This window comes from Streptomyces sp. SAI-135 (assembly GCF_029893805.1).
Lineage (GTDB): Bacteria > Actinomycetota > Actinomycetes > Streptomycetales > Streptomycetaceae > Streptomyces.
This window is the reverse complement of sequence record NZ_JARXYP010000002.1, coordinates 7,383,977-7,410,138: the sequence shown is the minus strand read 5'-3', so window position 1 is coordinate 7,410,138 and position 26,162 is coordinate 7,383,977. Positions and strand designations below refer to the sequence as shown.

The following is a 26,162-nucleotide window of genomic DNA, read 5'->3' as shown; positions in this document are numbered from 1 at the left end:
CTCGCCGGTCCGAGTACCCACGGAGCCGCCTGCCCATGGGCGCCCGCGCGGGTCGCGCCTGTCACACGATCCTGAGGTTTGGTCCTCAGGCGTCCGCACCGGGGGCTCTGCGGCGCAGCCGGTGGACGGCACCGCCGACGGCACCCGCGATCAGCAGGCCGCCGGCGACCAGGGCGGGCACGGAGTCGGTGAAGGAACCGCCCTGACCGGCGCGGACGGGTTTCTGGACGGCCGCGGTCTCGCAGGTGGCGGTGCGCGGCTCGGGGCACGGGCGGTGGCTGGTGCCGGTGTCGGCGCCCCGGGTGACGGTGAAGGTGGCGCTCCATGCCTTGCCGGGGGCGCGGTCCGCGGTCGGGCAGGTGCCGTCGACGGTCCACGCGGAGTCGGGGGCGGTACCGCCGGTGCCCTCCTGGAGTTCCTGGTCGGCGGAGACGCGTGCGGTGCCGCTGTAGGCGGGGCCGGAGACCTGGTCGTCGTTGCCGGGCACCAGTTGCAGGCGTACGGTCTGCGACTCGAAGGCCTCCGAGGTGGCGTCGAGGGTGGCGGGCGGCGTGCCGGTGCCGGGGTCGCAGGAGACGGACACGGTGACGCTGCCGCCCGGCTGGACGCTGCTGGGGCTGACCTCCGCGGCCGGGTCCGCGAAGGCACTCGGCGCGGCGTAGCCCAGGGTGACGCCCAGCGCGAAGAGGACGACGGTCAGGGCCCGGAGACGGGCGGTGCGGCGCATGGGGTGGACTCCTTCGGCCGACGACTGCGGGGCCCGTCGTCGGGCGTCGGGGCCCCGACGACTGGACCGGGGGCACGACGGTCGCACCCACGGCCATCACAGCCCGGCCCTCCCCGTCCCGCGCGCGGCCGGAGGCCATTGGCGGGACGGGGAGGGCCGAGTGGGTGACACGCGGTGGCGCCGGCACCGCAATCTCCGCAGCCGTCCCCTCACCGGGCGGCGTCGGATCTCCTCGCGCGACCGCCGGCCGGAGGCGTCCGCCCTGCGACGCAACGTCGGTCTGGCCGCCCTGGGCGCCGTCGTCCGCCGGAGGCATCCGCCTTGGGGAGCGGCCGTCCGCCATGGGCATCTCCCCGGGGACCAGCCGTCCGCCGGGGCATCCGCCCCCAGTCGCTCCGGTCGACCGACCGCGTCCCGCCTGATCTGCTCACCCAGCCACCGCAGGCAGCCGCTGAGCGGACGAGACCGGAGCGGCGGCCCGGAACACCCCCGGCGCCACCTCACCGCAGCCGCCCCTCACCCGGCCGCCATCCCCACGATCCGCCCGCCCAGCCACCGCAGGCAGCTGCTGAGCCGACGGGAGACCGGGGCAGAGGCCCGGACCCCCCGGTGCCGCCTCACCGAAGCCACCCCTCGCCCGACCGCCTCCCCCGCGATCCGCTCGCCCAGCCACCGCAGGCAGCCACCAAGCGGACGCGAGAACCGGGACGGCAGCCCGGAACACCCCCGGGCACCGCCTCACCGCAGCGCCCCTCACCCGGACGCGTCGCGCATGATCTGCTCGCGCAGTCGGCCGCAGCAGCGGCTGATCAGCCGGGAGACGTGCATCTGGGAGATGCCGAGCTGCTCGGCGATCCGGCTCTGGGTCATGTCGCCGAAGAAGCGCATGTAGAGGATGGCGCGCTCCCGCTCGGACAGGGCGGCCAGCCGGGGCCTGACGGCCTCGCGGTCGACGACCGTGTCCAGGGCGGGGTCGGACGAGCCGAGGGCGTCGGCGAGCGAGTAGCCGTCCTCGCTGCCGGGCAGTTCGGCGTCCAGGGAGAGGGCGGTGAAGCTCTCCAGCGCTTCGAGGCCCACCAGGACGTCCTCCTCGCTCATGTCGGCGCGCTCGGCGATCTCGGCGACGGTGGGCCTGCGTCCGGGGATGGTCTGGGCGAGGTCCTGGGAGGCGAAGCGGACCCGGTTGCGCAGGTCCTGGACCCGGCGCGGCACGTGCAGGGTCCACATGTGGTCGCGGAAGTGCCGCTTGATCTCGCCGGTGATGGTGGGCACGGCGTAGCTCTCGAAGGCGTTGCCGCGTGCGGGGTCGTACCGGTCGACGGCCTTGACCAGGCCGAGGGCGGCGACCTGGCGGAGGTCGTCGTAGCTCTCGCCGCGGTTGCGGAAGCGGCCGGCGAGCCGGTCGGCCATGGGCAGCCAGGCCTCGACGACCTGTCCGCGCAGGGTCTCGCGCTCGGGTCCCGGGGGCAGTGCGGCGAGCCTGCGGAAGGCTTCGGCCGTGTCCGGGGCGTCGTCGTGCGGGTGGTGCTTCGCGCTCACTGGTGTGGGCATGTGCGTCGCAACTCCCTAGATCGTGCTCTGGTGGACGATCGGCGGGGGAGCGCGTCCGCGTGCGGACGGGCGAGTGCCGTGGCGGCCGATCGCCGCTCCCACGGACGTGCCTCCGGTCCGAAGCACTGTGAGTGCGCCTGCCCCCGGCCCCGTGGGCCAAACACCCACAGGTTTTCCCGGGGCCCGCACGGTGACTCGTAGGGCTGCTGCCTGTGCCATCTATGCGGGAGGTCAGCCCATGAGCACCAAGGTGTCCGATCACGTCCTCGAAAGGCTGCGCGAGTGGGGCGTGGACCATGTCTTCGGCTATCCGGGCGACGGCATCAACGGTCTGCTGGCGGCCTGGGGCCGGGCCGGGAACCGGCCGAGGTTCGTGCAGTCGCGGCACGAGGAGATGTCCGCGTTCGAGGCGGTCGGATACGCCAAGTTCAGCGGCCGCATCGGAGTGTGCGCGGCGACGTCCGGACCCGGTGCGATCCATCTGCTCAACGGCCTGTACGACGCCAAGCTCGACCATGTGCCGGTCCTGGCGATCGTCGGCCAGACGCACCGCACGGCGATGGGCGGCTCGTACCAGCAGGAGGTCGACCTGCACACCCTGTTCAAGGACGTCGCCTCGGAGTTCGTGGAGACGGTGACGGTCCCCGAGCAGCTGCCGAACGTCCTGGACCGGGCGATCCGCACCGCGTACGCCCGCCGCTGCCCCACGGCGATCATCATCCCGGGCGACGTGCAGGAGCTCGACTACTCGGCGCCCACGCACGAGTTCAAGATGGTGCCCTCCAGCCTGGACCGCAGCGCCTGGACGGCGGTGCCCTCGGCGGAGTCCCTGGAGCGGGCCGCGGAGATCCTCAATTCCGCCGCCAAGCCGGCGATCCTGATCGGCCAGGGCGCGGCCGGAGCGCGGGCCGAGGTGGAGCGGATCGCCGAACTGCTGGGCGCGGGCGTCGCCAAGGCGCTGCTCGGCAAGGACGCGCTGAGCGACGAACTGCCGTACGTCACCGGCTCGATCGGCCTGCTGGGCACGCGGCCCTCGTACGAGCTCATGCGGGACTGCGACACCCTGCTCACCATCGGCTCGTCGTTCCCGTACACGCAGTTCCTGCCGGAGTTCGGCAAGGCGCGGGGCGTGCAGATCGACATCGACCCGCACATGGTCGGGATGCGCTACCCGTACGAGGTGAACCTGGTCGGCGACGCGAAGGCGACGCTCCAGCGGCTGATCCCGATGCTCGACGTGGAGCGCGACGGGCGGGAGTGGTACGACACGGTGTGCGCCAACGTCACGCGCTGGCGCGAGGTGATGAAGCGGCGGGCGCAGCAGTCCGCCGACCCGATCAACCCGGAGTACGTGGCCCACGCCCTCGATCCGCTGCTGCCCGACAACGCGATCGTCACCTCGGACTCCGGCTCCACCGCCAACTGGTACGCCCGGCACCTGACCATGCGGCCCGGTATGCGCTCGTCGCTGTCCGGCACGCTGGCGACGATGGGCCCCGGGGTGCCGTACGCCATCGGCGCGAAGTTCGCCCACCCGGACCGGCCCGCGATCGCGCTGGTCGGGGACGGGGCGATGCAGATGAACGGCATGGCCGAACTGATCACCGCGGCCAAGTACCGCGAGCTGTGGGAGGACCCGCGGCTGATCGTCGCCATCTGGAACAACCACGACCTCAACCAGGTCACCTGGGAGATGCGCGCCATGGAGGGCGCCCCGTCGTTCCTTCCCTCGCAGCAGCTGCCCGACGTGCAGTACGCCGCGTTCGCCCGCTCCCTCGGTCTGACCGGAATCCGGGTGGAGAAGCCGGAGGACGTCGAGGCGGCCTGGCAGGCCGGGTTGCAGGCGGACGGGCCGGCGGTCCTGGAGTTCCTCACCGACCCTGCCGTACCGCCGATCCCGCCGCACGCCACCTGGGAGCAGATGGAGGCCACGGCCGCCGCGATCCTGAAGGGCGACGCCGACCGGGGGTCCATGGTGAAGCAGGGCTTCAAGGCGAAGGTGCAGGAGTTCCTGCCGGGGCGGGAGAAGTAGCCGTCGGCAGGGCGGCCGGTTCGGGCCGGTCGCCCTCCGGCTCCGGGAGCATCAGTTCCTCGTAGCGGCCCAGCGCGAGCAGCGCGGCGAGCATGAGGACCGGTATGAGCGCGGCGAGGACCACCATCGCCATGTCCTTCCCAAGGGAGGTGCGCGGGGGGTCGGGAACGGGTCTCCCGACTTCCGTACGGCAAACCCCGTGTCGGCCCGCGGTGCTCGGGTACGCGGTGCGGACCCCGAAGATCTGGAGGGAGACATGCAGCGAGGCAGCGACCGGCTGAGCCGCCACCGGGACGACGAGATGAAGCACGAACTCCAGGGTCTGCTCCGCTCCGGGCACCCCACCCGGACCGAGGAGTGGCACGACCCGGAGCCGACCGCCGACGACGATCCGCAGGTCTGGGGCGGACCCGTGACACCGGGCAGCGCCGGGGCGTCCCTGGAGACCGTCCGGCTGGAGCTGGCCCGGCTCCTGGGCCGCAGCTCGTTCCCCGCCACCGCGCAGGAGCTGGTGCGGGTACTGCGCCGCAAGAACGCCCCCGACGCCCTTGCCGAGGCGGTGGACGCTCTGCCGCGCAAGGAGAACTACGCCAATGTCCAGGAGCTCGCGCGGGCGCTGACCCGGACGGAGGGCACCCCGTGACGGCGGAGCTCGTCCGGGACGTGATGACGCCCGGTGTGGTGGCCGTGCGCCCGGACGCCTCGCTGGTCGAGGCGGCGCGCCTGATGCGCGCGCAGGACATCGGCGATGTCGTCGTGGCCGACGGTCAGCACGTGGTGGGGATGCTCACCGACCGGGACATCACGGTCCGGGCCGTCGCCGACGGCGCCGATCCGCTGACCGTGAGCGTCCGGTCGGTGTGCACGCCGGACCCGCTGACGGTCGCCCCCGGCGACCCGGTGACCCAGGCGGCCGCGCTGATGCGGGCCCACGCCGTACGGCGGCTGCCGGTCGTCGAGGACGGTCTGCCCGTCGGCATGGTGAGCCTCGGGGACATCGCCGAGGCCCGCGACCCGGGCTCGGCGCTCGCCGACATCAGCCGCGCGGACCCGGACGACAGGGACTCCCTGTGAGGAAAAGGCTTTTCAGGAAAGGACGTTGGACATCATGCGCATCGCGTTTCTGACCGCACCCGAGGGCGTCGAGCAGATCGAGCTCACCGATCCGTGGCAGGCGGCGGTGGACGCGGGACACGAACCCGTGCTCGTCTCGACCGAGCCCGGCAAGATCCAGGCGTTCAACCATCTCGACAAGGCGGACACCTTCCCCGTGCAGGAGGTCGTGGGCGAGACGTCCGCGGACTCCTTCGACGGGCTGGTGCTGCCCGGTGGGGTGGCGAACCCGGACTTCCTGCGGATGGACGAGAAGGCCGTGGCGTTCGTGCGGGACTTCTTCACGCAGGGACGCCCGGTGGCCGCGATCTGCCACGCGCCGTGGACGCTCGTGGAGGCCGACGTCGTACGGGGCCGGGTGCTCACCTCCTGGCCGAGTCTGCAGACGGACATCCGCAACGCGGGCGGCACCTGGGTGGACGAGCAGGTGAAGGTCTGCGACCACGGCGACAACAAGCTGGTCACCAGCCGTAAGCCGGACGACCTCAAGGCGTTCTGCCAGACGTTCCTCGACGTGTTCGCCCAGGAGGCCGCCTGATGGACCCTGCCGACCGCAAACAGCGTCAGCGTGAGCACTTCCACGCCGACGACCCCGCCGGCGGGCCGCTCACCACCGACCAGGGTGTCGAGGTCGACCACACGGACGACTCGCTCACCGCGGGTGAGCGCGGTCCGACGCTGATGGAGGACTTCCACTTCCGGGAGAAGCTCACCCGCTTCGACCACGAGCGGATCCCGGAGCGGGTGGTGCACGCGCGGGGCGCGGGAGCCTACGGGTACTTCGAACCGTACGAGTCCTGCGCCGAGTTCACCCGTGCCGCCTTCCTCCAGGACCCCTCGGTGCGCACCCCGGTGTTCGTTCGCTTCTCGACCGTGCAGGGCCCCAAGGGGTCCGCGGACACCGTGCGGGACGTGCGCGGCTTCGCCACCAAGTTCTACACGTCGGAGGGGAACTACGACCTGGTAGGGAACAACTTCCCGGTCTTCTTCATCCAGGACGGCATCAAGTTCCCCGACTTCGTGCACGCGGTGAAGCCGGAGCCGCACAACGACATCCCCACGGGCGCCTCGGCGCACGACACCCTGTGGGACTTCGTCTCGCTCCAGCCGGAGACGCTGCACGCCGTCATGTGGCTGATGTCGGACCGCGCGATCCCGCGCAGCTACCGCATGATGCAGGGCTTCGGCGTGCACACCTTCCGCTTCGTGAACGCCGAGGGGCGCGGCACCTTCGTGAAGTTCCACTGGAAGCCGAAGCCGGGCGTGCACTCGCTGGTGTGGGACGAGGCGCAGGAGTGCCAGGGCCGTGACCCGGACTTCAACCGGCGCGACCTGTGGGAGGCCATCGAGGCCGGCGAGTTCCCGGAGTGGGAGCTCGGCGTGCAACTCGTGCCGGAGGAGGACGAGTTCGCGTTCGACTTCGATCTGCTCGACGCCACGAAGCTGATCCCCGAGGAGCAGGTGCCGGTCCGGCCGATCGGCCGGATGGTGCTCGACCGCAACCCGGAGAACTTCTTCGCCGAGACCGAGCAGGTCGCCTTCCACACGGCCAACGTCGTGCCCGGCATCGACTTCACCAACGACCCGCTGCTCCAGGCCCGCAACTTCTCCTACCTGGACACCCAGTTGACCCGGCTCGGCGGTCCCAACTTCGCCCAGCTGCCGGTGAACCGGCCGGTGGCGCCGGTGCGGACCAACCAGCGCGACGGCGCCCACCAGAGCGCGATCCACCGGGGCACGAACTACTTCCCGAACTCCCTCGGCGGTGGCTGCCCGGCCCACGCGGGCGCCGACGGACACGCGTTCACCCACTACGCGGAACGGGTCGACGGGCACAAGATCCGACGGCGCAGCCCGAGTTTCCAGGACCACTGGAGCCAGCCCGCGCTGTTCTGGAACAGCATGGCCGACTGGGAGAAGCAGCACATCGTCGAGGCGTTCCGCTTCGAGCTGGGCAAGGTGGGCGCCCGGACGGTACGGGCCCGGACGGTCGAGCAGCTCGCCAAGGTGGACGGCGAGCTGGCGGCCCGGGTGGCGCGCGGCATCGGGGTTCCGGAGCCGTCCGGTGGTGAGACGGCGTACAAGCTCGCCTCCCCCGCGCTCAGCCTGGAGGCGCTGCGCGGCGACGGCTCCATCCGCACCCGGCGGATCGCGGTCCTCGTCACCGACGGGATCGACGCCGAGCAGGTGACCTCGGTGCGGGAGCGGCTGGCCGCCGAGGGCGCGATCGTGGAGGCGCTGGCACCGGCGGACGGGGAGGTGCGGGGTGCCGACGGCGAGCTGTACACGGTCGACCGGGCGCTGCCGACCGTCGCGTCCGTGCTGTACGACGCCGTCCTGCTGCCCGGCGGCCCCGTGGGCACCCCGCCGGCGGCCGCCGACCCGGACATGACGCGTTTCGTGCGGGACGCCTACCGGCACGGCAAGCCCATCGGCGCGCTCGGCTCGGGTGTGGGGATCCTGTCGTCGCTGGAGCCGGAGGGGCTGCGTCTGTCCGCGGAGTTCCACCATGTGGAGGCCGACCACGGCGTGGTGACGGAGACGTCCCCGGGTCCGGCGGGCGAGGAGTTCCTGGACGCCTTCGTGGCCGCGATCGCCGCGCACCGGCACTGGGACCGGCCGCCGACGCGCCACTGAGCGCTTCGGGCACCTCACCGGTGGCCTGCTGATCGAGTGATCGGCAGGCCACTGTCGGCTGTCGGCGGACTTGCGCGGTCGGCCCGGCCCCCGGTCGGCGCCGCCTACGGTCAGTCCCGCCTCCGGTCAGTCCAGCGCCGGGGTGGCCGACTCCCCCGACCCGCGCTCCCGCGCGCCCTCACGGGTGCGGCCCGCGGCCACCGTCCGGCGCGGGTTGCGGCGCAGGTACTCGCCCTCGAGCCGGGCCATGCGCTCGTTGTGGGCGCTGAGCGCGTCGTTCGAGCCGTGGAGCAGCGTTTCGTGCCGGGTGCGATGGATCGTCTCCAGCTCTTTCATGAGCTGGTGGTCGTCCAACCGGCTGGGGTCGACTCCGGTCATCGTGGTGTCCCGCTCGTCGTGTTCGTTCATGTGCTTCGGGTACCCGCCCCGCAAGCATTACCGCACTGCCCCCGAGCGGCATCCGGGAGGGAACCATGGATCTCGCTTTCCTTCACCCACTGTACGAACATCCGGGCCCCTGGGCCTCCGTGTACGTCGACACCTCGCGACATACCGAGGACACCCCCCACGAGCGGCACCTCGCGGCGGTCGCGGTCTCCCGCGAGCTGTCCACGCAGGGCGCCGACGAGAAGACCTGCGTGGCCGTGCGGGAGGCGCTGGAGGAACTGACGCACTCGTCCGAACCGCACGGCCGGGCCGTCTTCGCCCGGGCCGGCGAGGTCGTCCTGGAGCCGTCCCTGACCAGGTCGCCCGAGGGCAGCCTGGTGCGCTGGGCACCGCTGCCGCACACCGCGCCGCTGCTGGAGCTGGCCGGCGAGGATCCGGTGTGCGTGGTGGCGTACGTCGACCGCAAGGGCGCCGACTTCGAGCTGCGCGGGGCGCTCGGGCGCAAGGGCGCCGGGTCGGTCTCCGGCCGGCAGTGGCCCGTCCACCGGACGAGCAGTTCGGACTGGTCGGAGCGGCACTTCCAGCTGCGGGTGGAGAACACCTGGGAGCACAACGCGGCCGAGATCGCCGACGCGCTCGCGGTCTGCCAGGAGGAGACCGGCGCCGACCTGCTGATCCTGGTCGGTGACGAGCGGGAGAAGCGCTCGGTGCACGAGCGGCTGCCGAAGCGGCTGCACGACCGGGTGGTGGAGGCGGAGCACGGCGCCGGGAGCCGGCTGCTCGACGAGGACGTGGAGCGGGCCCGCGGCGAGCATGTGCGCGGGCGCGCGGAGCGGGAGCTGGAACGGTTCCTCGCGGCCCGCGCCCCGGGCGACGACGGCCGTCCGGGGGCCGTGGAAGGGGTTCCCGCGCTGGTCGAGGCCGCGCGTGAGCACCGTATCGACGAACTGCTGATCCGCCCGGACGGGCCCGACGCGCACCGTGAGGTGTGGGTCGGCGAGGACCCGGACCAGCTGGCGGTCCGCCGCACGGATCTGAAGATCCTCGGCGAGCAGAACTCCTGGTCGGCCCGCGCGGACGACGCGCTGATCAGGTCGGCGGTGGCGACCGGCGCTCCGGCGCTGTCGGTGACGCCGGTGGCCGACGAGGTCCCGGTGGGCGGCCTGGGCGCCCTGCTGCGCTGGGCCTGAGAGGCTTGGGAAGGGCCCGGTGACCGGCGGTCACCGGGCCCTTTCCACGCGCCGTTCGTCCCACACAGGTTCCGGCGTCTCGCGCACCCGTCCGTCCGAGCCGAAGACCAGGAAGCGGTCGAAGGAGCGCGCGAACCAGCGGTCGTGGGTGACCGCGAGGACCGTCCCCTCGAAGGCCTCCAGGCCCTCCTGGAGGGCCTCGGCGGACTCCAGGTCCAGGTTGTCCGTGGGCTCGTCCAGAAGCAGCGCGGTGACGCCCTGGAGCTCCAGCAGGAGGATCTGGAAGCGGGCCTGCTGGCCGCCGGAGAGCCGGTCGAAGCTCTGCTCGGCCTGTCCGGTCAGTTCGTAGCGGCGCAGCCGGGACATCGCGGGGCCGCGGTCCTGGGCGTGCTCCTTCCAGAGGATGTCCAGCAGGGTGCGGCCGAACAGCTCCGGGTGGGCGTGCGTCTGCGCGAAGTGGCCGGGCACGACCCGCGCCCCGAGCTTCCACTGCCCCGTGTGCGCCACGGTGTCGTCCCCCGCCAGCAGCCGCAGGAAGTGCGACTTGCCGGAGCCGTTGGAGCCGAGGACGGCGACCCGTTCGCCGTAGAAGACCTCCAGGTCGAAGGGCTTCATCAGGCCGGTCAGTTCGAGTCCGGTGCAGGTGACGGCCCGCACGCCGGTGCGGCCGCCCTTGAGCCGCATGGTGATGTCCTGGTCGCGCGGCGGCTCGGGCGGCGGGCCGGCCTCCTCGAACTTGCGCAGCCGGGTCTGGGCCGCCTGGTAGCGGGAGGACAGCTCGTGGCTGATGCTGGCCGCCTGGCGGAGGTTCAGCACCAGCTTCTTGAGCTGCGCGTGCTTCTCGTCCCAGCGCCGGCGCAACTCCTCGAAGCGCGCGAAGCGTTCGCGCCGCGCCTCGTGATAGGTGGCGAACCCGCCGCCGTGCACCCAGGCGTCGGCACCGGCGGGTGAGGGCTCCACGGAGACGATCTTCTCGGCGGCCCGCGAGAGCAGTTCCCGGTCGTGGGAGACGAACAGGACGGTCTTGCGGGTCTCTTTCAGCCGCTCCTCGAGCCAGCGCTTGCCGGGCACGTCGAGGTAGTTGTCCGGCTCGTCGAGCAGCAGCACCTCGTCCGTGCCGCGCAGCAGCGCCTCCAGCACGAGCCGCTTCTGCTCACCGCCGGACAGCGTCCGCACCTGCCGGAACTGCGCCTTGTCGTAGGGCACGCCGAGCGCGGCCGTCGTGCACATGTCCCAGAGCGTCTCGAACTCGTACCCGCGCACCTCGGCCCAGTCGGACAGCGCCTGCGCGTACTTCAGCTGGGCGGCCTCGTCGTCGACGGTCATGATCAGGTGCTCGGCCTCGTCGACGGCGCGCGCGGCCTCCCGGATGCCGGGCGGCGCGACCGACACGAGCAGGTCCCGTACGGTCGTCTCGTCCCGTACGGACCCCACGAACTGGCGCATCACGCCCAGGCCGCCGCTCACGGTGACCGTCCCGCCGTGCGGTTTGAGCTCGCCGGAGACGAGCCGCAGCAGGGTGGTCTTGCCCGCCCCGTTCGGCCCGACGAGGGCCACCACGGCCCCCTCGCCCACCCGGAACGACACATCGCCGAGCAGCGCCCTCCCGTCGGGAAGGTAGTACTCGAGATGCGCGGCTTCCAGATGTCCCATGGGGCGCATTGTCGGTGCAGAGGCAGGACCTGGGCAAACGCATAACCACGGCACCGCACCCGGCTCAGGGGCACGGGGAACTGCGCGACCAGCCGCATGCGGCCCGCAGAGGGCACCGACCGAGCAGCCCGCGGGCGGGTACCCGCAAGGGCATGAGCCCAGACGTTGATCCCACCGTCCTCCGCACCGGTGCGCGCCCGCTGCGCGACCGCCTGCTCGCCCTGGACTCCCGCCTCTTCGCGTTCGCGGCGGCCCGGCGCCGGCCCGCCTCCGAGCCGGTCCTCCCCCGGCTCGGCAGAAGCGCCGACCACGGCGTCCTCTGGTTCGCCACCGCCGCCGCCATGGCCGCGAGCCGTACCCCCAGGTCCCGTCGCGCCGCCGCCCGGGGGCTCGCCTCCCTGGCCCTCGCCTCCCTGACCGTCAACACCCTCGGCAAGCGCTCGGTGCGCCGCACCCGCCCCGTCCCGGACCCGGTCCGCGTGGTCCGGCAGCTGAGGCGCCGGCCGATCACGACCTCGTTCCCGTCCGGCCACGCGGCCTCGGCCGCCGCCTTCGCGACGGGCGTGGCGCTGGAGTCCCCGGGCTGGGGCGCGGCCGTCGCCCCGGTCGCCTGGTCGGTGGCGCTCTCCCGGGTCCGCACGGGCGTGCACGTCCCGAGCGACGTGCTGGCGGGAGCCGCTCTGGGCGCGGGCGCCGCCTTCGCCGTACGGGGCCTGGTGCCGACGCGCGCCCAGATCGTGCCGCCGGCCCGGCCCCGCGCGCAGGTGCCCGCGCTGCCGGACGGCGAGGGCCTGGTGATGGTGGCGAACACTGCCTCGGGCACCGCCGAACGGGTGCGCGCCCTGCACGACGGGCTGCCGCTGGCCGAGATCGTCGAGTGCGAACCGTCCGATGTGCGGGCCGAGTTGGAGAAGGCGGCGGCCCGCGCCACGGTGCTCGGGGTGTGCGGCGGCGACGGCACGGTCAACGCCGCCGCCGAGACCGCCCTGCGGCACGGCGTGCCCCTCGCGGTGCTGCCGGGCGGCACCCTCAACCACTTCGCCTACGACCTCGGCGTGGAGGGGGCGCGCGATCTGACCCGGGCCGTCCAGCAGGGTGAGGCCGTCCGTGTGGACACGGGCCGGTTCACCAGCGACGGCCACGAGGGTGTCTTCGTCAACGGGTGCAGCCTGGGCGTGTACCCGGAGCTGGTCCGGGAGCGGGAGCGCTGGTCGGGCCGGATCGGCGGCTGGCCGGCCGGAGTGCTCGGGGCGCTGCGGGTGCTGCGGGCCGACCGGCATCCGCTGGAGGCCGAGTTCGGGGGCCGGTCCCGGCCGCTGTGGCTGCTGTTCGTCGGCAACGGCACCTACCACCGGATGGGGCTCACCCCCGGCCGCCGCACCGACCTCGCCGACGGCCTGTTCGACGTACGGGTGGTGCACGGCGGGCGCCGGCCCGCGCTGCGCCTGCTCGCCGCCGCCGTCGCGGGCCCGCTGACCCGCTCCCCCGCCCATGCGGCGGTCCAGGTGGGACGGCTGCGTCTGACGGGCGTCGCCCCGGGCACGCCCTTCGCCTACGACGGTGAGGTGACCGAGGTGGGGGGCGACGTGACCGTGGAGAAGCTGCCCGAGGCGCTCACCGTGTATCGCCCCCTGCCCGGCGGCTGAGTGTCCGTCAGTCCATATGGCAATACGGAGGTCTCACCATTCGACATGCACGCGTACGGTTCTGCGTACCGACGGAGTACCGACGGACCTGTCGAGAAGGGGAGCCCGGCCATGCCGACAACACAGGACACGCCACCGGAGAAACCGCGGGAGACCGCCGTCTACACGCACGGCCACCACGAGTCGGTACTGCGCTCGCACACCTGGCGCACCGCCGCCAACTCGGCGGCCTACCTGCTCGGTTCGCTCAAGCCCCACATGAGGATCCTGGACATCGGCTGCGGGCCCGGCACGATCACCGCCGACCTCGCCGCCCTGGTCCCGGGCGGCCGGGTCACCGGCGTCGACCACGCCGCGGGCATCCTGGACCAGGCCCGCGCCACGGCCGCCGCCCGCGGGCTGACGAACGTCGACTTCGCGGTCGCCGACGTGCACGCGCTGGACTTCCCGGACGACGCCTTCTGCGTCGTCCACGCCCATCAGGTGCTCCAGCACGTCGGGGACCCGGTGCAGGCGCTGCGGGAGATGAAGCGGGTCACCAGGCCGGGCGGACTCATCGCGGTGCGCGACTCGGACTACGCGGCCATGACCTGGTACCCGGCCACTGCCGGCCTGGACGACTGGCTGGACCTCTACCGCCGGGTGGCCCGCGCCAACGGCGGTGAGCCCGACGCGGGCCGGCGACTGAAGTCCTGGGCGCTGCGGGCCGGGCTGACGGACATCACCGCGAGCTCCGGCACCTGGACCTACTCCACCGCCGAGGAGCGGGAATGGTGGAGCGGGCTGTGGGCGGACCGCACGCTGGCCTCCGCCTATGCGGAGCGGGCCACCGAGGGCGGCCACGCCACCCCGGAGCGGCTGCGGGCCGTCGCGGACGGCTGGCGGGAATGGGGCGCACAGGACGACGGCTGGTTCTGTGTGCTCCACGGAGAGATCCTGTGCCGGAAAGGCGCCTGAATCACTGGCCGTCCTGGTTCTCTCCGGGCGTCATTCCCGGGGCAGCAACGGTCCGAGCGGCCCGAGGTCCAGGTTCAGGTCCTCGGGCCGCAGTCCGTACCGCTCGCGCAGTTCGGTCATGCGCTCGTCGAGGAGCATGAGCGTCAGACCGATCCGCTCCTCCTGCTCCTCGCTCAGGTCGCCCTCGTCGAACCGGCGCAGCGCCTGGCGCTCCATGAGCTGCCGCAGCAGCTCCACGACGGTCAGGACGAGCTTGACCAGGTCCCGCTCGACCGTGTCGGGCTCCAGGTCCAGCCGGTTGCGTCGGGCCGTCACAGCAACTCCTCGAACGGTGAGGGAACTTGCGCGTTGACCGAACTGATCAGCGCGTTCAGATCGATGCGCACCAGGTCGACGTCCGCGATGCGCAGGGTGATGTCCCCCGTGATGACGACGCCGCCGGCCAGCAGCCGGTCGAGCAGGTCGACGAGGGCCACCTCACGGCGTTCGATGACGGTCACGGCTGCTGTTCCTCCCCCGCGAAGGAATAGGCCGCCCACGGCCCCGTGAGTTCCACCCGCATGCCCGGGACGTCGTCCTTCGTACGGTCCACCATTTCCACGAATTCCTCGGAATCGGCGCGCGGCACGAGATAGGCGGCATTCAGCACGTTCTGCCCCGAGGCCCCGGAAAGCGCGGGATTCTGCGGGGCGTGCAGCCGTGCGTCCTCGGCATATCCGGAAAGCGTTTCGTGCAGCCGGGTCGCGAAGGCTTCCGCCTGCTGCCACATCTCCTCGCGCGAACGCACCCGCCGGCGCCGCTGTAGCAGGTAGTCCCGGCCCGAGGCCGGCTTGGCGGCCGTCCCGGCGGACTCCGCGCGCTCCGGGGTGGGCGTCTCGGCGTACACCTTGACGCCCCACTCCACCCGGTCCTGGAGCCGGTCGAGGGTGCGCCGGAAGCTCTCCTCGCGTTCCTCGATCATCACCCGGACCCCGCTGTCGTCACGGAAGACGGTGCCGAGCCGCAGCGGCAGCGGGGTGGTGACGACGGTGAGCGCGTCGATCACGCTCTGGTGAGCGCGCACGGTCCCGGTCAGCCACTCCAGGTCCTCCAGATGCCTGCGGAGCGGTTCTTCGGCGAAGTCCCGCTCCGGTACGTGGCTGACCACGGCGACCAGGCCATGGTGGTGCAGCAGTCTGGGCGGGTCACCGGCCACCCCGGCCAGCTGGGCCTGCAACGGGGTGCCGAAGGGGCGGCAGACGGCGTACACGTACCGCAGTCCGGTCATGAAGTCTCCTCCTCGGCGCGGCGGCGGGGCTCCAGCTCCTCCAGGCGCGCGAGCCGTTCACGCAACTCGTTGTTCTCCCGGGCGAGTTCGTCGCGGCGGGCACGGGAGGACAACGCGGGGTCGTCCTCCCACCAGTCGATCCCCATCTCCTTGGCCTTGTCGACCGAGGCGACGATGAGCCGCAGTTTGATGGTGAGCAGCTCGATGTCGAGCAGGTTGATGCGGATGTCTCCCGCGATGACGATGCCCTTGTCCAGCACACGCTCCAGGATGTCGGCCAGGTTGGCTCCGCTCCCCTGACCGTAGGGATCCGGGAGCCGGCTGGGCATGCTCATCGTCGGCTCCCGCCCTCGGCGTACTCGTAGTCCTCTTCCTCTTCCTCGGGCACGTCCTCCTCGTCCTCAGGAGCCTGGTCCTCAGGAGCCTGGTCCTCGGGCTCCTCCTCCTCGTCGTACTCGTCGTACTCGTCCTCGGCGTCCTCGGGCTCACCCTCCTCGGGCTCCTCCTCGGCCTCGTCCTCGGTCTCGTCCTCGGTCTCGTCCTCGGCGTACGGGCCTTCCTCTTCGTCCTCTTCCTCGGCGTCCTCGGCCCCTTCGGCGCCCTCGGCCTCTTCCTCCTCCGCCACCGCGTCCTCGTGGCTCTTGACGACCTCACCGTCGCGGATCTCGCCGCGCCAGCCGTCCTCGGCCTCTCCCTTGAGGGTGATGAAGCGGGCGAAGTGCTTGAGGTCCAGCCGGGCCCGGCGGCCCTGGGCGCGCCAGATGTTGCCGGTCTTCTCGAACAGACCCTGGGGGTAGTACTCGATCACCAGCAGGACACGGGTGAGCTTGTCGGCGAGCTTGTGGAAGGAGACGACGCCCTTGGTCGTTCCCTTGGCGCCCTCCGACGTCCACTGGATCCGTTCGTCCGGGACCTGCTCGGTGGTGGTCGCCTTCCAGCCGCGGTTGGACCAGAAGATCTTCGCCTGCCAGTCGGTGTGGGTGTCGTCGGCGCGGTTCGCGCTCTTGACGCCCTTCGCGAAGGTGGAGAAGTCCTGGTACTGCGTCCACTGGTCGTAGGCCGTGCGCAGATCCACGCCGACGTCGATGTACTCGATGATGACCGTGGGCTTCTGGCCGGCCCCGCCCTTGCGCTTGCCCTTGCCGCCGCCGAGGTTCTTGAAGGCGCCGACCACGCTGTCCTTGGCCCGGCCCGCTCCGACCTCCAGCGCGCTGCGCAGCGGTCCCTTGCCCTCGGCGAGCTTGCGGCCGCCGTCGAGCGCGAGCTTGGCGAAGCCGGGGCTGTTGCCCTCGGCGATGTCGTTCAGCTTGCCGGTGGTCTCGCCCAGCTTGCGGCCGACGCCGACGAGCATGCGCTGGGCCTGTGCGGCGACGTACTCCTGCAGCTCGGCCTTGAGCCGGTCGGCGGCCTCGCTGTGGGCCACGTCGGTGAGCGGGTTGCTCTTCGCCTTGTCGGTGGCGGATCCGAGCGTCTCGGTCATCACTCACCGCCTCCCTTCGGCAGCCGGGAACGGGTGCTCCGGCCGGCTCCCCTGGCCGCGGTCGTCTTCTTGGCGGCCGCCTTCTTCGCCGTGGTCTTCTTGGCCGCGGTCTTCTTGCCGGCCGTGCGGCCCTGGCTCTGCGCCGTCTTCTTCGCGGGCGGCTTGCGGCCGGGCTGCTTCTTGGCGGCCGTCTTCTTGGCCGGGGCCTTCTCGGCGGTCTTCTTCGCCGCGGCCGGGGCCTCGTCCTGCTCGCCGTCGTCCTCGGCCTCATCGTCGTGCTCGTCCGAGGGCTCCTCGTCGGCCTCGGCCTCGGTCCCAGTCTCCTCCTCCTCGGACTCCTCGTCCCGTTCGGGCTCGTCGTCCTCGTCGTCGGAGAGGCCCGGCACCTCGGGCGCCACGCCCGAGAGCTGGTCGCGGACCTGGGCGGTACGGCCGTGCAGCCGGTCGGCGATCGCGTCGATCTGCCGCTCCACCATGGCCCCGGAGGCCGCCTTGCCGACCCCTCGCAGGTCCTCGCGGAGCGTGTCGCCTATCTCCTTGAACTGCGGGTTCTTCAGCAGCTGCTGGGAGACCAGGTCGGCCACGGCCCGCGGGCTCAGGTGCATCTTCTTGCCGGCCACCACCGAGCCCACGGCGAAAGCCAGTTTCAGTTTCTTCGTACGTCCAAGAACGTATCCGGCCCCTACGGCGAGGCCCAGTCCCACTCGGTTCATCGCGTCGTCCCGTCGCCAGTCCCCGCGCCACCGCGCAGGCCGATCTCCAGTCGTTCGAGGAGTTCGTCCTCCTGTCGGTCGAATTCCTCGTCGTCGATCTCGCCCGCCTCGAGTCGCTCCTCGAGCCGGGCGAGTTCGGCCCGGACCGCTGCCGGGTCGTAGTAGAGGCGCTCCGCCTCGTGCAGCACCTGCCTGATCACCCAGGCGCTGCCGCGCACCGGGGCGAACGGCAGCAGCAGCACCTCTCCGATGAGACCCACACCGCCTCACTCCTCCGCATGATCGATGCCGACCGCGGTGCCCGCGGGTTCGGCCGGGCCCGGGTCGACGAAGCTGTACGGCGGCAGCGGGCCGTTGACCCGCAGGTCGAGGTGCGGATGGGCCTTGCGGAGCTCGTCCACCGCCTCCAGGAAGGACGCGGCCGAGTCGCGCTCCACGAGGAACGACACGTTGGCGAGCCAGCCCGAGGACTCGGGGCCCACGCTGATCGCGTCGGCGACGGGTTCCAGGGCTCGCTGCACCTGTGCGGCGTCCTCGGCCTCACGTGCCTTGACCGCGGCCACGACCATCTCGCCGAGCCTGAGGCGGTCGTCGTAACTGCCGCCGCCCGCACGCCGGTTGGCCTCGGTCATGGCGCGGACGTCCGGGTTGTCGGACATCACGCGGTGCAGGACGGCCTCTTCGTCGTGCGTGGCCTTGACGTTGTACTCGACCTTGCCCTCGAGGGTGCTCAGGCGCTCCTTGTAGTGCTCCTGGCGTTCCGCGAGCACCCCGGTGACGGTGTCGTCGTCGGGGGCCACGCTGCCGAACCGCATGGGCAGGATGCAGCCGTCCGCACCCGCCTCGCTCAGCACGTTCTGGTGGGCGAGCAGGTCACGGCGCTTGGGCCGCAGCCCTTCGGGGGTGTCACTGACGATGGCCGCCAGGTCGCCCTCCGTCAGCACCCGCACCGGAAGCGCGGGGTCGCCGACGCCCACCAGGTCCTCGGGCAGCGTGGGGTGGGAAGCGGCGGTGATGCCGTAGACGTACGTGCTCACTCCTGTTCCTCCTTCCTGCGCGAGGCCGTGGACTTACGGGCGCGCGGCCGGGACTCGCTCTGGCCGTCTCCCTCACGCGCCTGCTTGAAGGCGTCGGAGATGGTCTCGGCGGCGCCGGAGAGCGCTCCCTTGGACTTGCCGCGGGCGCCGGACTCGGTCATCTCGCCGACCAGGTCGGGCAGACCGGGGTCCTTGCGCGGGCCGGCCTCCAGGTCCAGCCGGTTGCACGCTTCGGCGAAGCGCAGATACGTGTCGACGCTGGCCACCACGACCCGTACGTCGATCTTCAGAATTTCGATGCCGACCAGGGAGACCCGTACGAACGCGTCGATGACGAGACCCCTGTCGAGGACCAGTTCCAGAACGTCGTAGAGGCCGCTGGAGCCGCCTCCGCCACCGCCCTGTTGTGCCGGGACAACGGTCATGTCGACCGCGCCTCCTTTTCTGTGTGCTGGTGAACGGATGTCTGTGTGGTGGGGCGGCCTAACGGCCACCCTGCCTGTGTGCGTCCGCACGCCCGCGTTCGTAGCGGCGAACGCGCCGGTAGCCGGTGAGCTGTCCGTCGGGGTCCAGATCGACCTGGTAGCTCGCCATCAGGCTCATCGTGTCGGGCACGCGGGTCAGCTCGAGCACCTCGATCTCGAGGGACCAGCCGTCCTCGGTCTGTTCGAAGGACGACACGTTCTCGGCGGCCATTCCGGTCAGCTCGGCGAGCTGGGTGCGCGCGTTGCGCAGCACCTCCATGGGATTGGGCCGCCGGTTCTCCGTCACGTTCTCCGCCGTGTCCTCTTCTGTCCCGTTGTGGGAGTTCCGTGAATTCTGTGCTTCCGATGAGTTTTTTGTGTTCGACATGGCACCTCTCACCTCGGGTGGCCGCTCGTTCCTTCGCCAAACCTTCAGGAGGGCATCAAGGCGTTCAGCCTGCGCCGCGCGGGACCCAGGGAGCGCCCCTTGGCCATGACCCCGGCCCAGGGATCGGTGCGGGCCTGTTCGACCGCGTCGGCGATGGTCCAGCGGCGGGCGTCCAGGTCCGGGTCGTCGAGCTGGCCCCAGGCCATCGGGGTGGCCACGGGGGCCCCGGGTTTCGCGCGTACGGTGAAGGGCGCGACGGCCGTCTGCGCATAGCCGTTGCGCTGGATGTCGAGGTAGAGGCGGTCGCCGCGCTCCTTCTTGCGGGCGGCGGTGGTGAGCCGGTTGGGGTGGTCCGCGACCAGCGTGTCGGCGACGTCCTTGGCGAACCGGCGGACCTCGTCGAAGTCGTGCCGGCCGTTGAGGGGCACGACCACGTGCAGTCCGCGCGAGCCGGTCGTCATCAGCGCCGAGGGCAGTTTCAGCTCGTCGAGCAGTTCCCCGAGCAGCCGGGCCGCCTCGCGCACGAGGGCGAAGTCGTCGTCGCCCGCCGGGTCGAGGTCGAAGACCATCCGGTCGGGCCGCTCGACGCTCCCGACCCGGGACAGCCAGCGGTGCAGGGTGAGACAGGCCTGGTCGGCGAGGTACAGGAGGGTGGCGGTGTCGTCACAGACGGTGTGGCAGACGGTGCCGCCCTCCTTCGGCACCTCGGTCCGGTGGATCCACTCCGGGTAGGAGTCCGGGGTGTTCTTCTGCATGAACCGGGGCCCGGTGACACCGTCCGGATGCCGTTCCAGCATCAGGGGACGGCCCCGCAGGTGCGGCAGCATGAAGGGCGCGACGGACCGGTAGTAGGCGACGAGATCGGCCTTGGTGTACTCCTTGGCGCCGTCGCCGCCCGGGAAGAGCACCTTGTCCGGGCGGTGCACCTCGACGCTGTGCCTGCCCGCGCGTACAGTCCGTACGTCGTCCCCGGTCACGACACGATCGCCTGCTCCACCAGCAGCCGTCCGGCGGCCGCGATCGACTCGGCGTCGATGCCCGCGGCGTGCAGCGACTCCTCGGGCGAGGCCGAGCCCGGCATCGTACGGACGGCGAGGCGCACCAGACGCGGCACGGGCCGGCCGTCGGTGAAGGCGTCGAGGACGGCGTCGCCGAGGCCGCCCTCCTCGCGGTGGTCCTCCACGGTCAGCAGGCAGCCGGTGTCCTCGGCGGCCTGCCGCAGGGTGTCCCGGTCGACGGGCTTGACCGAGTACAGGTCGACGACCCTGATGCGGATGCCCTCCTGGTCCAGCGCCTCGGCGGCCTTGAGCGCCTCGTGCACGGTGACGCCCGCGGCGACGACCGTCAGCCGGTCGTCGTCCGAGGAGCGCAGCACCTTGCTGCCGCCGATCGGGAACTCCTCGTCGGGGCCGTAGATCACCGGGCTCTCGCCGCGGCCCGTGCGCAGATAGCGGATGCCCTCCAGGCCGGCCATGGCGGCGACCAGGCGGGCGGTCTGGTTGGCGTCGCACGGGTACAGCACGGTGGAGCCGTGGATCGCCCGCATCATCGCCAGGTCCTCCAGGCCCATCTGGCTGGGTCCGTCCTGCCCGATGGCGACGCCCGCGTGGGAGCCGACGAGATTGAGGCCGGCCCCGCTGATGGAGGCCATGCGCACGAAGTCGTAGGCGCGGGTGAGGAAGGCCGCGAAGGTCCCGGCGTACGGCACCCAGCCGCGTGCGGCCAGTCCCACGGCGGCCGCGACCATCTGCTGCTCGGCGATGTAGCACTCGAAGTAGCGGTCGGCGTGTTCCTTGGCGAAGTACTCGGTGCGGGTCGAGTCGCCGACCTCGCCGTCCAGGGCGACGACGTCTCCGCGTCCGGTGCCGAGGGCGGCGAGGGCCTGTCCGTAGGCGTCCCGGGTGGCCACCTCCTCGCCGGTGTCCCACCTGGGCAGTTCGACGTGCCCGGCGCGGACGGCGTGCAGCATGCGGGCGGCCGGCGGCTCGTGCACCTGGACGCGCAGGTCGCGCACGCCGCCGAGCTCCTCGATGGCGTCGTCGGCGTTCTTGAGCGGCTTGCCGTGCAGTCCCTCGCGGTCCTCGATGTCGGCGACGCCCCTGCCCTTGAGGGTGCGGGCGAGGATCGCGGTGGGCTGGCCCTTGGTGGACTCGGCCTCGCCGTACGCGCGGTCCACGGCGTCCACGTCGTGCCCGTCGACCTCGACGGTGTGCCAGCCGAAGGCCTGGAAGCGGCGGGCGTAGGCGTCGAGGTCGTGGCCGTGCCGGGTGGGGCCGCGCTGGCCGAGCCGGTTGACGTCCACGATCGCGGTGAGGTTGTCGAGGTGTTCGTGGCCGGCGTGCTCGGCGGCCTCCCAGATCGAGCCCTCGGCGAGCTCGCTGTCGCCGCACAGCACCCACACGCGGTAGTCGGTGCGGTCCAGCCGCTTCCCGGACAGCGCGATGCCGACGCCCACCGGCAGTCCCTGGCCCAGCGATCCGGTCGCCGTCTCGACCCAGGGCAGCTTGCGCGGGGTCGGGTGTCCTTCGAGGCGGCTGTCGAGCTTGCGGAAGGTCAGCAGTTCCTCGTCGTCGACGACACCGGCCGCCTTGTACGCGGCGTACAGCAGCGGTGAGGCATGGCCCTTGGACAGCACGAAGCGGTCGTTGCCGGGGTGCGCGGGGCGGTCGAAGTCGTAGCGGAAGTGGTTGGCGAGGAGGACGGCCATCAGGTCGGCGGCGGACATCGACGAGGTGGGGTGCCCGGAGCCCGCGGCGGCCGAGGCGCGCACACTGTCCACGCGCAACTGCTGGGCGAGTTCTACGAGTTCACCGGTGTTCATGAGTCTCCTTCCGCGGGGTCCGCGTCCGTGCGCTTGACGGGGCCGGGGGCTTGTCCCGGCTCACCGCCGGGTTGGTTGCTTGCCGGTTCGGCGGCCGGCTGGTTCTTCGCGGGTTCACCACCGGGCTGGTTCCTGGCGGGCTCCGGGCCCGGTTGGTTCCTGGCGGGCTCCGGTCCCGGTTGGTTCCTGGCCGGTTCCGGGCCGGGCGGGTTCCCGGCGGGTGCGGGCGACCGGTCCTGCGGGGCGAGGCCGGGCGGCTCCTCCTCCGGCGATTGCCACTCCGGTGACCCCCACCGCACCGACTCCCGCTCGGGCGACTCCCGTTCGGCCGTCTCGCGGGCCTTCGCCTCCGCGATCACCGCCTCGCCCGCGCTCCCCACGTCGGTCGACTCCGGCGCGTCGGCCCTCTCGGCCTCTGCGGCCTCTGCGGCCTCCGCGGCCTCCGCGGCCTCTTCCAGGGGGTCACCCGGCCCGTCCGGTTCGCGCCGCGCGGCCGCCCCGCGCTCCGTCGTCCCGTGCCCCGGAGCGGTCTCCCGCTCGGTCGCGGCGCCGGGTCCGGAGCGCGCGTCGGCCTTGTGCTGCTCCTGCGGCCGTCCGGGGACCCGTGCCACTTCCGGCGAGGCGGTGTCCAGGGGCACCGACCAGGACCGTACGAGCCCCAACTGGACCGCCTGGCGCGGGAGTACGGCGTCCAGCAGCCAGTCGGCGGCGACCCGGACCCGGTTGCCCGGCATCGCGGCGAGGTGGTAGCCGCGGGTGACGGCACCGGCTGCGAGGCCGGACAGCGGGATGCCCAGCGGGTTGGCCGCGGCCTTCGCGCCGCCGAGGTCCACGACGAAGCCCAGGTCCCGGTGCTCGTAGGGGCGGCGCACACCGGCTCCGAGCGATGCGGCGACGTTGAGGGCCGCCGTACGGCCCTGCCGCCAGGCGTGCTGTGCCGTCATCGGCGTGTACTGCCCCGGGTTCTCCAGGTCGGGCACCGCGGCCGCGTCACCGCACGCGAACACCTCGGGCCGGCCCGGCACTTGCAGGTTCGGGTCGACGAGCAGCCGGCCGCGCTCCATGGGCAGTCCGAGCGACTCGGCGAGCGGATCGGGCCGTACGCCCACGCACCACACCAGCGACCGGGTCGCGACGAACTCGCCGTCGGTCAGGAGCACCCCCTCCGGCGTGGCCTCCTTCACGGAGGTGCCCATCCGCACCTCCACGCCCCGCTCCCTGAGCGTGCGGTCGGCGGTGCGGGAGAGATGCGGGTCGAGCTCGGGCAGGACCCGCTCGGCGACGTCCAGGAGGATCCAGCGCGGCCGCATGCCCTGGCGCAGCGGGTGCCTGCGCACCTGCGCGTCGGTGAACAGCTGCCCCTGCGCGGCGACCTCGGTGCCCGTGTAGCCCGCGCCGACCACGACGAAGGTGCACCGGGCGGCGCAGGTCTCCGGATCGTCGGCGGCCGCGGCGAGCTCCACCTGCCGGGTCACGTGGTCGCGCAGGTACAGCGCCTCCGGCAGGCCCCGGAAGCCGTGCGCGTGCTCGGCGACGCCGGGGATGGGAAGCAGCTTGTTGACGCTGCCGGCGGCCAGTACCAGCCGGTCGTAGCCGAGGGTGCCGCGGCCGCCCTCGGGGTCGGTGTAGTGGACGGTGCGGCCGTCCAGGTCGATGCCGTCGGCCTCGCCGAGGACCAGCCGCACCCGCGGCAGGGTGTCGGAGAGGGAGACGGTCACCCGTCGGGGTTCCAGGATGCCGGCGGCGACCTGGGGCAGCAGGGGCAGGTACAGGAAGTAGTCGGTCGGGTTCAGCAGGGTGATGTCGGCCTTGCCGCGGGCTTTTCGGGACAGTTCCTTGGCCGTCCGGTACCCGGCGAAGCCGGCACCGACGATCACGATGCGGGGTCGACTCACGGTTCGCCTCCGGGGCTGTCGCGTACCTCGGGAGCCTTCCGCGTCCCCCTGCCCGGAGCGCCCAAACGCCGGTTTCCGCACGGGTCGCCGGGTACTCGGACGAGGCCCCTCCCATCACGGAACCGCCGGAGGTACCCCCCATGCCCGAATACGGCTATTTCCTGTCGTGCGAGGAGTTCGGTCCCGCGGACCTCGTGGAACAGGCGCGGATGGCCGAGCAGGCGGGCTTCAGCTCGCTGTGGATCTCCGACCACTACCACCCGTGGAACGACGCGCAGGGCCAGAGCCCCTTCGTGTGGTCGGTGATCGGCGCGCTCTCGGAAGCCGTGTCGCTGCCCGTCGAGACGGCCGTGACCTGCCCGACCGTGCGGATCCACCCGGCGGTGGTGGCGCAGGCCGCGGCGACCTCGGCCGTGATGACGAACGGCCGCTTCCGCCTCGGTGTCGGCTCGGGAGAGGCCCTGAACGAGCACGTGCTCGGTCATGTCTGGCCGCCCGCGCACATCCGCCTGGAGATGCTGGAGGAGGCGATCCAGGTGATGCGGCGCCTCTTCACGGGCGAGGAGGTCAACCACCACGGCACCCACTACACGGTGGAGAACGCCCGCCTGTACACGATCCCCGACGAGCCGGTCCCCATCGACATCTCCGGCTTCGGCCCGGCGGCCACGGCGCTGGCGTCCCGGGTCGGCGACGGCTTCATCACGATGACGCCGGACGAGTCGATGGTGGAGCAGTTCCGCAAGGGCGGCGGGGCCGGCAAGCCGGTCATCGGCGGCACGAAGGTCTGCTACGGCGTCGACCGCGACGACTGCGTCCGTACGGTCCGCGAGCTGTGGTTCAACCAGTTCCTGCCCGGCGAGATGGCCCAGATCCTGCCCTCGCCGCGCCACTTCGAGCAGCTGGGACCGCTGGTCACGGACGAGATGGTGAGCGAGAAGGCGGTGTGCGGGGACGACGTCGACCAGCACGTCTCGGCGCTGAGCGCCTTCGCCGACGCGGGCTTCGACCGGGTCTACGTCAACCAGATCGGCCCCGACCAGCGCGGCTTCTTCGACTTCTACCGCACGAAGGTGCTGCCCCAGCTCCAGCAGGGGTGAACGGTGAAACTGCACCGCCCGGTCGTCTCGGTGTACACGGTGCCGACCGACGCCCCCGAGGCGGACGGCACGCTCGCCTGGGACAGCACGACGATGGTGATCGCCGAGGTGTCGAACGGGGAGGAGACCGGCACGGGCTGGACCTACGGCCCGGCCGCGGTCGGTGACTTCCTCGCCGGGCAGCTCGGGCCGCTCGTGGAGGGCCGCAGTCCGCTGGACATCCCGGCGCTGCACGACGCGATGTGCCGCTCGGTCCGCAACGCGGGCCGCCCGGGCATCGCGGCGTGCGCGATCTCCGCGCTGGACATCGCCCTGTGGGACCTGAAGGCCCGCATCCTGGAACTCCCGCTGGCGCGTCTGCTCGGCGTCGCCCGCGAACGCGTCCCCGTCTACGGCAGCGGCGGCTTCACGACGTACCACGACACGCATCTGGCCGCACAGCTCAACGGCTGGGTGCACGGCCAGGGCATCCCCCGCGTCAAGCTGAAGATCGGCGAGAGCTGGGGCCGGGCGGTCCCCCGCGACCTGTCCCGGGTCCGTACGGCTCGTGAAGTCATCGGCCCCGAAGCGGAGTTGTACGTCGACGCGAACGGCGCGTACACCCGCAAGCAGGCGGTCCGGGTGGGCCGGGCGCTGGTGGAGGAGGGCGTCGGCTGGTTCGAGGAGCCGGTCTCCTCGGACGACCTGACGGGGCTGCGGCTGGTCCGCGACGCGCTCGCGTGCGAGGTGACGGCAGGCGAATACGGCTACGACCTGCCGTACTTCGCCCGTATGGTCGCGGCCGGCGCGGTGGACTGCCTCCAGGTGGACGCGACCCGCTGCGGCGGGGTGACGGAGTTCCTCCGCGCGGCGGCGCTGGCCCAGGCCCACGGTCTGGAGGTCTCGACGCACTGCGCCCCGCACGCGCACGCGGCGGCCGCCGCCTCGATCCCCAACATCCGCCACATGGAGTGGTTCCACGACCACGTCCGCATCGAGGACATGTTCTTCGACGGGGCGCTGGATCCCACCGGCGGCACGGTCCGTCCGGTGGCGGGCGTGGGCCACGGCCTGACGCTGCGGACGGACGAGGTGGAGGAGTACCGCCTGGCCTGAACGGCCGGC

The 26,162-nt window shown here is 72.2% G+C and carries 28 protein-coding genes; 10 read left to right on the top strand and 18 right to left on the bottom strand.

Annotated features, from left to right (window positions below):
* Positions 1-85: 85 nt before the first annotated feature.
* Positions 86-727 carry a hypothetical protein gene (locus M2163_RS37885; protein WP_280848403.1) on the bottom strand — a complete coding sequence of 214 codons (642 nt, stop codon included), beginning with the start codon at positions 725-727 and terminating at the stop codon, positions 86-88.
* A gap of 753 nt (positions 728-1,480) precedes the next feature.
* Positions 1,481-2,278 carry an RNA polymerase sigma factor SigF gene (locus tag M2163_RS37880; protein ID WP_280896240.1) on the bottom strand — a complete coding sequence of 266 codons (798 nt, stop codon included), beginning with the start codon at positions 2,276-2,278 and terminating at the stop codon, positions 1,481-1,483.
* A gap of 238 nt (positions 2,279-2,516) precedes the next feature.
* On the opposite strand from M2163_RS37880, the gene M2163_RS37875 reads away from it, so the two are divergent.
* A complete protein-coding gene (locus M2163_RS37875; protein ID WP_280896239.1) occupies positions 2,517-4,310 on the top strand; it encodes a thiamine pyrophosphate-requiring protein in 1,794 nt (597 codons plus the stop codon).
* Here the strand turns inward: M2163_RS37875 and M2163_RS37870 are convergent.
* Positions 4,267-4,443 carry a hypothetical protein gene (locus M2163_RS37870; protein WP_280854324.1) on the bottom strand — a complete coding sequence of 59 codons (177 nt, stop codon included), beginning with the start codon at positions 4,441-4,443 and terminating at the stop codon, positions 4,267-4,269. The genes M2163_RS37875 and M2163_RS37870 overlap by 44 nt on opposite strands.
* Before the next feature lie 123 nt (positions 4,444-4,566).
* On the opposite strand from M2163_RS37870, the gene M2163_RS37865 reads away from it, so the two are divergent.
* From M2163_RS37865 to M2163_RS37850, 4 genes are read left to right on the top strand one after another with little or no spacing between them, the layout of a single operon-like run.
* A complete protein-coding gene (locus M2163_RS37865; RefSeq protein ID WP_280848406.1) occupies positions 4,567-4,953 on the top strand; it encodes a DUF2795 domain-containing protein in 387 nt (128 codons plus the stop codon).
* Positions 4,950-5,384 (top strand): CBS domain-containing protein, encoded by a 435-nt coding sequence (locus M2163_RS37860; protein WP_280896238.1) that lies wholly within the window; start codon positions 4,950-4,952, stop codon positions 5,382-5,384. Before M2163_RS37865 ends, M2163_RS37860 begins: the two co-directional genes overlap by 4 nt.
* 34 nt (positions 5,385-5,418) lie before the next feature.
* On the top strand, positions 5,419-5,961 hold the full coding sequence (locus tag M2163_RS37855; RefSeq protein WP_280848408.1) for a type 1 glutamine amidotransferase domain-containing protein: 543 nt from the start codon (positions 5,419-5,421) through the stop codon (positions 5,959-5,961).
* A complete protein-coding gene (locus tag M2163_RS37850) occupies positions 5,961-8,060 on the top strand; it encodes a catalase (RefSeq protein ID WP_280848409.1) in 2,100 nt (699 codons plus the stop codon). The genes M2163_RS37855 and M2163_RS37850 overlap by 1 nt, the downstream gene beginning before the upstream one ends.
* A 126-nt stretch (positions 8,061-8,186) precedes the next feature.
* Here the strand turns inward: M2163_RS37850 and M2163_RS37845 are convergent, their stop codons facing one another.
* Positions 8,187-8,468, bottom strand: coding sequence for a DUF6158 family protein (locus tag M2163_RS37845; RefSeq protein WP_280896237.1), 282 nt, complete (start codon positions 8,466-8,468; stop codon positions 8,187-8,189).
* Positions 8,469-8,533: 65 nt separating this feature from the next.
* Between M2163_RS37845 and M2163_RS37840 the strand changes: the two genes are divergently transcribed.
* Positions 8,534-9,637 carry a Vms1/Ankzf1 family peptidyl-tRNA hydrolase gene (locus M2163_RS37840; RefSeq protein WP_280896236.1) on the top strand — a complete coding sequence of 368 codons (1,104 nt, stop codon included), beginning with the start codon at positions 8,534-8,536 and terminating at the stop codon, positions 9,635-9,637.
* A 30-nt stretch (positions 9,638-9,667) separates the two neighbouring features.
* On the opposite strand, the gene M2163_RS37835 is transcribed toward M2163_RS37840, so the two are convergent.
* Entirely contained in the window at positions 9,668-11,290 is a 1,623-nt protein-coding gene (locus M2163_RS37835; protein ID WP_280848411.1) for an ATP-binding cassette domain-containing protein, read from the bottom strand.
* Between the two features lie 152 nt (positions 11,291-11,442).
* Here M2163_RS37835 and M2163_RS37830 point away from each other — a divergent pair, with 152 nt between their 5' ends.
* On the top strand, positions 11,443-12,936 hold the full coding sequence (locus tag M2163_RS37830) for a bifunctional phosphatase PAP2/diacylglycerol kinase family protein (protein WP_280896235.1): 1,494 nt from the start codon (positions 11,443-11,445) through the stop codon (positions 12,934-12,936).
* A 111-nt stretch (positions 12,937-13,047) separates the two neighbouring features.
* Positions 13,048-13,893 (top strand): methyltransferase domain-containing protein, encoded by an 846-nt coding sequence (locus M2163_RS37825; protein WP_280896234.1) that lies wholly within the window; start codon positions 13,048-13,050, stop codon positions 13,891-13,893.
* A gap of 30 nt (positions 13,894-13,923) precedes the next feature.
* Here M2163_RS37825 and M2163_RS37820 read toward each other — a convergent pair whose 3' ends face one another.
* From M2163_RS37820 to M2163_RS37760, 13 genes are read right to left on the bottom strand one after another with little or no spacing between them, the layout of a single operon-like run.
* A complete protein-coding gene (locus M2163_RS37820) occupies positions 13,924-14,208 on the bottom strand; it encodes a gas vesicle protein K (RefSeq protein ID WP_053850365.1) in 285 nt (94 codons plus the stop codon).
* Positions 14,205-14,393, bottom strand: a complete 189-nt coding sequence (locus M2163_RS37815) for a gas vesicle protein (protein ID WP_037706474.1) — start codon at positions 14,391-14,393, stop codon at positions 14,205-14,207. The genes M2163_RS37820 and M2163_RS37815 overlap by 4 nt, the downstream gene beginning before the upstream one ends.
* Positions 14,390-15,160, bottom strand: a complete 771-nt coding sequence (locus M2163_RS37810) for a GvpL/GvpF family gas vesicle protein (protein ID WP_280848414.1) — start codon at positions 15,158-15,160, stop codon at positions 14,390-14,392. Before M2163_RS37810 ends, M2163_RS37815 begins: the two co-directional genes overlap by 4 nt.
* Positions 15,157-15,495: a gas vesicle protein gene (locus tag M2163_RS37805; RefSeq protein ID WP_280848415.1), complete on the bottom strand. Its 339-nt coding sequence runs from the start codon at positions 15,493-15,495 to the stop codon at positions 15,157-15,159. Before M2163_RS37805 ends, M2163_RS37810 begins: the two co-directional genes overlap by 4 nt.
* Positions 15,492-16,640, bottom strand: a complete 1,149-nt coding sequence (locus M2163_RS37800) for an SRPBCC family protein (protein ID WP_280896233.1) — start codon at positions 16,638-16,640, stop codon at positions 15,492-15,494. The genes M2163_RS37805 and M2163_RS37800 overlap by 4 nt, the downstream gene beginning before the upstream one ends.
* Positions 16,640-17,353 (bottom strand): DNA primase, encoded by a 714-nt coding sequence (locus M2163_RS37795; RefSeq protein ID WP_280896232.1) that lies wholly within the window; start codon positions 17,351-17,353, stop codon positions 16,640-16,642. The genes M2163_RS37800 and M2163_RS37795 overlap by 1 nt, the downstream gene beginning before the upstream one ends.
* A complete protein-coding gene (locus M2163_RS37790) occupies positions 17,350-17,613 on the bottom strand; it encodes a gas vesicle protein GvpG (RefSeq protein WP_280848418.1) in 264 nt (87 codons plus the stop codon). Before M2163_RS37790 ends, M2163_RS37795 begins: the two co-directional genes overlap by 4 nt.
* Before the next feature lie 6 nt (positions 17,614-17,619).
* Positions 17,620-18,390 (bottom strand): GvpL/GvpF family gas vesicle protein, encoded by a 771-nt coding sequence (locus tag M2163_RS37785; protein WP_280848419.1) that lies wholly within the window; start codon positions 18,388-18,390, stop codon positions 17,620-17,622.
* A complete protein-coding gene (locus M2163_RS37780; protein ID WP_280848420.1) occupies positions 18,387-18,815 on the bottom strand; it encodes a gas vesicle structural protein GvpA in 429 nt (142 codons plus the stop codon). The genes M2163_RS37785 and M2163_RS37780 overlap by 4 nt, the downstream gene beginning before the upstream one ends.
* Positions 18,816-18,873: 58 nt before the next feature.
* Positions 18,874-19,242 (bottom strand): gas vesicle protein, encoded by a 369-nt coding sequence (locus M2163_RS37775; RefSeq protein WP_280848421.1) that lies wholly within the window; start codon positions 19,240-19,242, stop codon positions 18,874-18,876.
* A 44-nt stretch (positions 19,243-19,286) separates the two neighbouring features.
* A complete protein-coding gene (ligD, locus tag M2163_RS37770; RefSeq protein WP_280896231.1) occupies positions 19,287-20,219 on the bottom strand; it encodes a non-homologous end-joining DNA ligase in 933 nt (310 codons plus the stop codon).
* Positions 20,216-22,063 (bottom strand): transketolase, encoded by a 1,848-nt coding sequence (locus M2163_RS37765; RefSeq protein ID WP_280848423.1) that lies wholly within the window; start codon positions 22,061-22,063, stop codon positions 20,216-20,218. Before M2163_RS37765 ends, ligD begins: the two co-directional genes overlap by 4 nt.
* Positions 22,060-23,940, bottom strand: coding sequence for an FAD-dependent oxidoreductase (locus tag M2163_RS37760; RefSeq protein ID WP_280897377.1), 1,881 nt, complete (start codon positions 23,938-23,940; stop codon positions 22,060-22,062). Before M2163_RS37760 ends, M2163_RS37765 begins: the two co-directional genes overlap by 4 nt.
* A 158-nt stretch (positions 23,941-24,098) precedes the next feature.
* Here M2163_RS37760 and M2163_RS37755 point away from each other — a divergent pair, with 158 nt between their 5' ends.
* A complete protein-coding gene (locus tag M2163_RS37755) occupies positions 24,099-25,058 on the top strand; it encodes an LLM class F420-dependent oxidoreductase (protein ID WP_280896230.1) in 960 nt (319 codons plus the stop codon).
* A gap of 3 nt (positions 25,059-25,061) precedes the next feature.
* On the top strand, positions 25,062-26,153 hold the full coding sequence (locus tag M2163_RS37750) for an enolase C-terminal domain-like protein (protein ID WP_280848425.1): 1,092 nt from the start codon (positions 25,062-25,064) through the stop codon (positions 26,151-26,153).
* The last annotated feature ends 9 nt before the right edge of the window (positions 26,154-26,162 follow it).